General features: G+C 33.5%; 5 protein-coding genes. All 5 read left to right on the plus strand.

Annotation, left to right across the window (positions count from 1 at the left end; genetic code table 11):
• The coding region (gene priA, locus RWR88_RS08230; RefSeq protein WP_314451752.1) for a primosomal protein N' at window positions 1-2,271 on the plus strand (2,271 nt) is incomplete at its 5' end.
• A gap of 17 nt (window positions 2,272-2,288) precedes the next feature.
• Window positions 2,289-3,245, plus strand: a complete 957-nt coding sequence (gene fmt, locus RWR88_RS08235; RefSeq protein WP_314451753.1) for a methionyl-tRNA formyltransferase — start codon at window positions 2,289-2,291, stop codon at window positions 3,243-3,245.
• On the plus strand, window positions 3,238-4,563 hold the full coding sequence (gene rsmB / locus RWR88_RS08240; RefSeq protein ID WP_314451755.1) for a 16S rRNA (cytosine(967)-C(5))-methyltransferase RsmB: 1,326 nt from the start codon (window positions 3,238-3,240) through the stop codon (window positions 4,561-4,563). Before fmt ends, rsmB begins: the two co-directional genes overlap by 8 nt.
• 18 nt (window positions 4,564-4,581) lie before the next feature.
• Window positions 4,582-5,328, plus strand: coding sequence for a Stp1/IreP family PP2C-type Ser/Thr phosphatase (locus tag RWR88_RS08245; protein WP_314349347.1), 747 nt, complete (start codon window positions 4,582-4,584; stop codon window positions 5,326-5,328).
• On the plus strand, window positions 5,328-7,244 hold the full coding sequence (gene pknB / locus RWR88_RS08250) for a Stk1 family PASTA domain-containing Ser/Thr kinase (RefSeq protein WP_314451757.1): 1,917 nt from the start codon (window positions 5,328-5,330) through the stop codon (window positions 7,242-7,244). Before RWR88_RS08245 ends, pknB begins: the two co-directional genes overlap by 1 nt.
• Window positions 7,245-7,571: the final 327 nt, after the last annotated feature.

Here is a 7,571-nt window from a genome sequence, read left to right on the forward strand (position 1 = left end):
GTGCAAGGCTTTGTTGTTTCAATTCGTCCAACATCTGATTTTGATGGGGAATTAAAAGAAATCGAACGTTTAATGGATCTTGAACCTGTTCTATCAAAAGAAATGATTAAATTAGGAGAATATATGTCTAATCATTTATTTGCCTTTTTAATTCACTGTTATCAAACAATGTTGCCAGCGATGTTAAAAACAACAACGAGAAAGTTATTTGTATTAGAAAATCCCCAAGAGCAAGAAGAAATTTTTCAAAGAATTTTTAATGGGCAATTAGAAATAGAAGTAACGGATGAAATGCCAAAGGAAATTTTGGCAGAGTTACTACGTTTAAAACAAAAAGGAATTGTGCAAACAAAAACTTTAGTAGAAGACCGCAAACAAATAAAAACAGAAGATTGGATTGTATTATCGTATTTACCTGAAGAATATTTGGAAATGATAAAGCAAGTTCCAAAAAATGCGGCAAAACAAGTAAGATTTCTAGAAGGCTTGTCTAGTTTAGAGAATACAGAAATTGCGAAAGCTGAATTTATGACTCGTTTTAATGTTGTGCAAGCAGATGTGAAAAAAGCTGTTGAAAAAGGTTGGATTCTGTTAGAAAAAAGAGCAGTAGATAGAGATCCTTATGCGGGGAGAAAAATTGTCCACTCTAAACCATTTGAACTAAATGAAGAGCAAAAAAAAGTCTTTCAACAAGTGTTAGAAGAAGAGACTGATGAAACCTCTCATGTTTATTTGTTACAAGGAGTGACAGGATCAGGAAAAACAGAAGTGTATCTTCAATGGATTGGAGAAGCCATTCAAAAAGGAAAAAGCGCTATGATGCTTGTTCCAGAAATTTCATTAACTCCTCAAATGGTTCAACGATTCAAAGAACGATTTGGGAATAGAGTAGCTGTTTTACATAGTGGGTTGAATCCTGGAGAAAAACATGATGAATGGCAAAAAATAAAAGAAGGTCGAGCAGACATTGTTGTTGGAGCAAGATCTTCAGTATTTGCTCCTTTAGAAAAAATTGGCATTATTATTTTAGATGAAGAACATGAGAGTACTTATAAGCAGGATGATACTCCACGTTATCATGCGAGAGATATTGCGATCTGGAGAGGAAAATATCATCATTGCCCTGTCGTACTTGGAAGTGCAACTCCAAGTTTAGAATCTCGAGCAAGAGCGGAAAAGGGAGTTTATCGTTTGTTACGTTTAACAAAACGTGCTAAACATCAACCATTACCTCAAGTCCATGTGCTTGATATGAAACAAGAATTTCTAGCACAAAAAGGAAGTTTCTCCAAACGTCTATTACAAACTTTAGAAGACCGATTAGAAAAAGGAGAGCAAAGTGTGTTGCTCTTAAATCGAAGAGGATATTCGTCCTTTATTATGTGTCGAGATTGTGGTTATGTATTGGAATGTCCAAATTGTGATATTTCTTTGACGCTTCATATGGATACAAAAGTGATGAAATGCCATTACTGTGGGCATGAAGAAGGTATTCCAAATCACTGTCCGAAATGTCATAGCCGACAAATTCGTTATTTTGGAACGGGGACTCAAAAGCTTCAAGAAGAATTAGAGCAACTGTTGCCAACTGCAAGAGTTATTCGAATGGATGTCGATACAACTCGTAAAAAGGGACAACATGAAGCGTTGTTAAAACAATTTGAAGAACAAAAAGCGGATATTTTAATTGGAACACAAATGATTGCTAAAGGGTTAGATTTTCCAAATGTCACTTTAGTAGGAGTCGTCAATGCAGATACAGCTTTAAATATTCCGGATTTTAGGGCTGCAGAAAAAACTTTCCAATTATTAACGCAAGTAGCAGGAAGAGCTGGTAGAGGAGATAAGGGTGGAGAAGTATTTATTCAAACATATAACCCAGATCATTATGCTATCCAATTAGCACAAAATCACTATTACGAGGCTTTCTTTGCTCAAGAAATGAAAATGAGACATCTCGCTCATTATCCGCCCTATTATTTTACAGTGATGATTACAGTTTCTAGTGAACAAGAATATGCTGCACAAAAACAGGCTTATGAAATTAGAAAGGTATTGGAAGGTAAACTATCTTCTCAATCTGTCTTATTAGGACCGAGTGCAAAATCAATTGCTAGAATGAATAATCGTTATTATTATCAATTAATTATTAAATATAAAAAAGATCCAGTATTAGATATTTTATTACATGAGGTCTTAGTCAATACTCAATCGACTCCGCAATCAAAAGTAGCGGTATCCATTGATGTAGAACCTCAATATTTTTTATAAGGATAGGAAGTGGAATTTTGAAAAAAATTATTTTTATGGGGACACCCGAATTTTCAACAAAAGTATTAGATGCTTTAGTTAGTTCAGAAGAATATGAAGTGATTGCGGTTGTGACTCAACCAGATAGACCAGTTGGTCGTAAAAAAGTGATTACGCCATCTCCCGTGAAAAAATATGCATTAGAGCAAAATATTGCTGTATATCAACCAGAAAAATTAACGGGTTCAGAAGAATTAGAACAATTAATGACATTAGAAGCTGATTTAATTGTAACAGCTGCTTATGGTCAGTTTTTACCGAAGAAATTTTTAGAATTTCCTAAACAAGGTGCTGTCAATGTTCATGCATCCTTATTACCAAAATATCGCGGGGGTGCACCGATTCATTACGCTATTATGAATGGGGATTCTCATACAGGTGTAACCATTATGCGAATGGTTAGCAAAATGGATGCGGGAAATATTTTATCACAACGCTCGATTCCAATTGAACAAATTGATGATGTAGCTTCTATGTTTGAAAAATTAAGTGTGGTAGGTGCGGAATTATTATTAGATACATTACCGAAAATGTTTGATGGGACAATTACTGAAATTGTACAAGATGAAGCGTTCGTAACGTATTCTCCAAATATTACACGAGAACAAGAACAAATCGATTGGACAAAAGAAGCAAAAATGGTGGATTGCTTTATCCGTGGATTACGTCCTTGGCCAACTTCATTTACTATATTAAATGGAGAAAGAGTGAAAATTTGGCAAGTGAAGGTAGTAGATCAAACAACTGCTGAACAACCAGGGACATTATTTAAAGAAAATCATCATTTGTATGTAGCATGTGGTAATCAAACCGTATTAGAAATTATTGAATTACAACCTGCAGGAAAAGCTAAAATGAGTTCAGATGCCTTTATGAATGGATTTGCTTCTGTTATTGAAGAGAAAGCTTGCTTTGAAGGGGTAAATCATGGATAAGGTCAGAAATGCAGTTGTAGACTTATTAGTTCAAGTGGAACAAGATCAATCTTATTCAACGATTAGTTTAAAAAAGGTAATTGAGCAACAAAAATGGACTGCAAAAGATAAAGGTCTGTTAACTGAATTGTTTTATGGAACGATTCAGCGAAAAATGACGATTGATTTTTATTTAGCCCCTTATATTCAAAAAGCAAAGAAAATTCAACCATGGGTGAAACAATTGCTAAGAATTTCTATTTACCAAATGGTGTTTTTAGATAAAATTCCAGATCATGCAGCGATTTTTGAAGCAGTACAAATTGCGAAAAAACGAGGACATCAAGGGATTGCAAAATTTGTCAATGGCGTACTGAGAAATTTCCAAAGAAATGATTTAAGAAGTTTTGAGGAAATAAAAGATGCAGATGAAAGAATGAGTGTACAGTATAGTATTCCAAAATGGATGTACCAATTATTTAAACAACAGTATGGAGTAGAACAAGCACAACAAATTTCTGAGTCTATTTTAACAGCGCCAAGTGTCAGTGTACGTATTCAGCCGAATCATTTCAGTCAAGAGCAAGTAAAACAACTTCTATTAGAAGAAGGAGTTCAAACTAGAGAAAGTACCTTGTCGAATAGATGTTTAATTGTGGAAGAGGGAAATGTATTCCTCTCAAAAGCTTTTGAAAAAGGGATTGTTACGATTCAAGACGAAGCCTCATCTTTAGTAGCACAAGTTGCTAATTTACAACCAACAAATAAAGTTCTTGATACATGTGCAGCACCCGGTGGAAAGACGACTCATATTGCAAGTTATTTAGAACCATCAAAAGGTGGACGTGTAGACGCTTTAGATTTATATGAACATAAACTAAAAAAAATACAAGAAAATGCCAAAAGGTTACAAGTGGATGATTGTATTTCAATGAGAGTATTAGATGCGCGTAATGTTCAAGAAGCTTATTCAGCTGAAAGTTTTGATGCAGTATTTGTGGATGCTCCTTGTTCAGGATTAGGTTTAGTTCGTCGTAAACCGGATATAAAATATACAAAAAGTTTAAAAGATTTAAAGAGTTTAGAAAAAATTCAACTTGAGATTTTATTATCTGCTTCAAAAATGGTAAAATCAAAGGGAAGCCTAGTATATTCTACGTGTACGATTAATAAGGCAGAAAATAGAGAGCTGGTCAATCAATTTTTAGAAGTAAACCCAGCATTTGAAATTGAACCGATTGGAAATTGGATTCATAAAGATACAGAAGATATTACAATATTACCAAATGACTTTAATAGTGATGGTTTTTATATTTGTAAATTAGTGAAAAAATCTTAAACATTAAGGAGGGATTGTATGAAATTTGCTATAAAAAGTGATGTTGGTCAACGAAGAAAAGTAAACGAAGATGCTGCTGGCTACTTTGAAAGCAAAAATAACATCCCGCTTATGATGGTTTGCGATGGAATTGGTGGACATAATGCAGGAGAAGTGGCGAGTTCAATGGCGCTAATGGCGATTGGACAAGCATGGGAAAAGACTCATTTTGATGATATGGAAGAAGCATATCAATGGCTCATTAAAAAAATTGAAGAAGCTAATGATGATATTCTTTCACGTTCTACTCAATATGCTGATTTATATGGAATGGGGACAACTTTAGTAGCCGCATGTGTCATTGGGAATCAATTAATGATTGCTAATGTTGGAGATAGTCGAGCTTATGTTTTAAGAAACTTCCAATTAAAGCAATTAACAGAAGATCAAAGTTTAGTCAACGCATTATTGAAATCTGGAGAAATCACTCCTGAAGAAGCAGAACATCATCCAAATAAAAATATCGTGACACAGTCATTAGGAGTAACTTCGGCTGTCGAAATTGATTTTGTCAGAATGACTGTGAAAGAAGAAGATATCTTATTACTATGTAGTGATGGACTTAGCGATATGTTGTCATTAGAAGAAATAAGAAATGTTCTAAATCATTATTCAGATTTGGAACAACAAGTGGAAAAAGCTGTTCAAGCAGCTAATGAGTCAGGTGGTCGTGATAATATTACAGTTGCGATTGCAAAAATTCACCTTAGAGAGGAGGAAGCCTAATGCTAGAAGCTGGTAGAACATTAAATGGACGTTATAAAATTCAATCTTTAATTGGAACTGGTGGAATGGCTGCGGTTTACCTTGCAAAGGATTTAATTTTAGATCGATTAGTTGCCATTAAAGTATTACGATTAGATTTTCGTCAAAATGATGATGCGATGAGAAGATTTAGAAGAGAAGCTTTGTCAGCGACTCAATTAACTCACCCAAACATTGTAGGTGTATATGATGTTGGACAATCACAAGAAATGAATTACATTGTGATGGAATATGTAGAAGGAACCGATTTGAAAGATTATGTGAGACAAAAAGGTGCACTACATCCTATTGAAGCTGTTCGTATTATGATGCAAATTGTATCAGCGATTGCAGCTGCACATCAAAATCGCATTATTCACCGTGATATTAAACCACAAAATATTTTAATTGATAAAGAAGGAAATGTTAAAATAACAGATTTTGGAATTGCAGTTGCTTTATCAGATACTTCATTAACTCAAACGAATACATTGCTAGGTTCAGTACACTACTTATCACCTGAACAAGCAAGAGGTGGAATGGCAACCATTCAAACAGATATTTATGCTTTAGGTATTGTGTTATATGAACTATTAACAGGGAAAGTACCTTTTGATGGGGAGTCCGCAGTTTCTATTGCGCTGAAACATTTCCAAGAACCATTACCAACGATTGTAAGTCCGATTGCAATGGTTCCACAGAGCTTGGAAAATATTGTATTAAAAGCTACTGCAAAAGATCCAATGCATCGCTATAGAAGTTGTTATGAAATGTTTCAAGATTTGAAAACTTGTTTAGACTCTACAAGACTATATGAAAAGAAATTTGTACCAGCAAGTTTTTCAGGAGAAACAAAAGTACTAACACCAATTAATACTCAAAAAGTTAAACCGATTCAAACAAGTAAAGAAATACCAGTTGTAGAAATGGATGAAGAGAAATCAGTTAAGAAGAAACGGAAATGGCCGTGGGTGTTTCTACTTTTATTGATATCAATTGTTGGAATTATGTTTTTTGTATTTTTACAATCTAGTCCAAAAGAAGTACAAGTACCAGATGTAACGAATTTAACAGAAGCAGTCGCTAAAACAAAATTAGCAGATGCAAAATTAAATGTTACAGATGTCATTCAGGTAAAATCGGATGAAATTGAAAGTGGCAAAGTGATTGAAACGAATCCAAAAGCTGGTAGTACAGTAAAAGAAAAATCAAAAATTACGATTAAAGTAAGTTCAGGAAAAGAAGCTATTACAATGAAAGATTATCGTAATAAAAATTATGAAGCTGCAAGAGATGAATTGAAAAAACTAGGATTTACAGTAGAAAAACAAGAAGAAAATTCTGATAGCGTAGAATCTGGAAAAGTGATTTCTCAAAGTATTGCGCCAAATCAAAAAGTAGAAGGAAAAAATCCTGTAATTACATTAGTAGTTAGTAAAGGAGAAAGCTCGATTAAAATGGCAAACCTAACAGGTTATACAAGAGCAGGAGCCATTGAATATGCAAATTCAAATAATTTAACATTAACCATTACTGAAGAAGAAAACGAGGCAACTGTAGATACAGTTATTAGACAATCAATACGAGAAGGGGCAGAAGTAAAAAAAGGGACTGCACTTACAATTGTATTATCAAAAGGTAAAAAGGAACATACAGTTACAAAACAAATTGTAATTCCATATCATAAAAATACTCAAAATAATGGGCAAAAAGCAGTTAATAAAATTACCATTTATATTGAAGATGCAAAAAATAAAATTTCCAATGTATATAACACATTAGAAATTAAGGAAGATACTACACTGAATTTGACATTTAGTTTAAGTAATTCACAACCGATAGGAAAATATAGAATAGTAAGTGATGGAAAAGAAGTTTCATCAGGAAATGTACAATAAGAAGGAAGAGGCTGTAGCAAAACTACAGTCTTTTCTATTGGATTAGAAAATATAAAAAAAGTTCTAAAAAAGACTTGCAAAGAATAAGAAGCTATGGTAAATTATAAGCACTGTTAACGAACGTTCGCTTTTTAAGCGTTTAAAATAAAATTTTAAAAAAGTTATTGACAGTGAAAAACGCCTATGATAATATATAGGAGTTGTCGCGTAAAGCGATGTTGACCTTTGAAAACTAAACAAAGAAGACAAACCAAATGTGTAGGGACTTCACAAAAGTGAAGAAACAACAATTTCTTTTCTCTAAGGAGAAAAAACAATAAGTCAGTA

Source organism: uncultured Granulicatella sp. (assembly GCF_963528195.1).
Lineage (GTDB): Bacteria > Bacillota > Bacilli > Lactobacillales > Aerococcaceae > Granulicatella.

Bases quoted from the DNA above. Each gene is read 5' to 3' on its own strand.
- rsmB (WP_314451755.1), top strand. From the start codon at position 3,238: ATGGATAAGGTCAGAAATGCAGTTGTAGACTTATTAGTTCAAGTGGAA.
- RWR88_RS08245 (WP_314349347.1), top strand. From the start codon at position 4,582: ATGAAATTTGCTATAAAAAGTGATGTTGGTCAACGAAGAAAAGTAAAC.
- pknB (WP_314451757.1), top strand. From the start codon at position 5,328: ATGCTAGAAGCTGGTAGAACATTAAATGGACGTTATAAAATTCAATCT.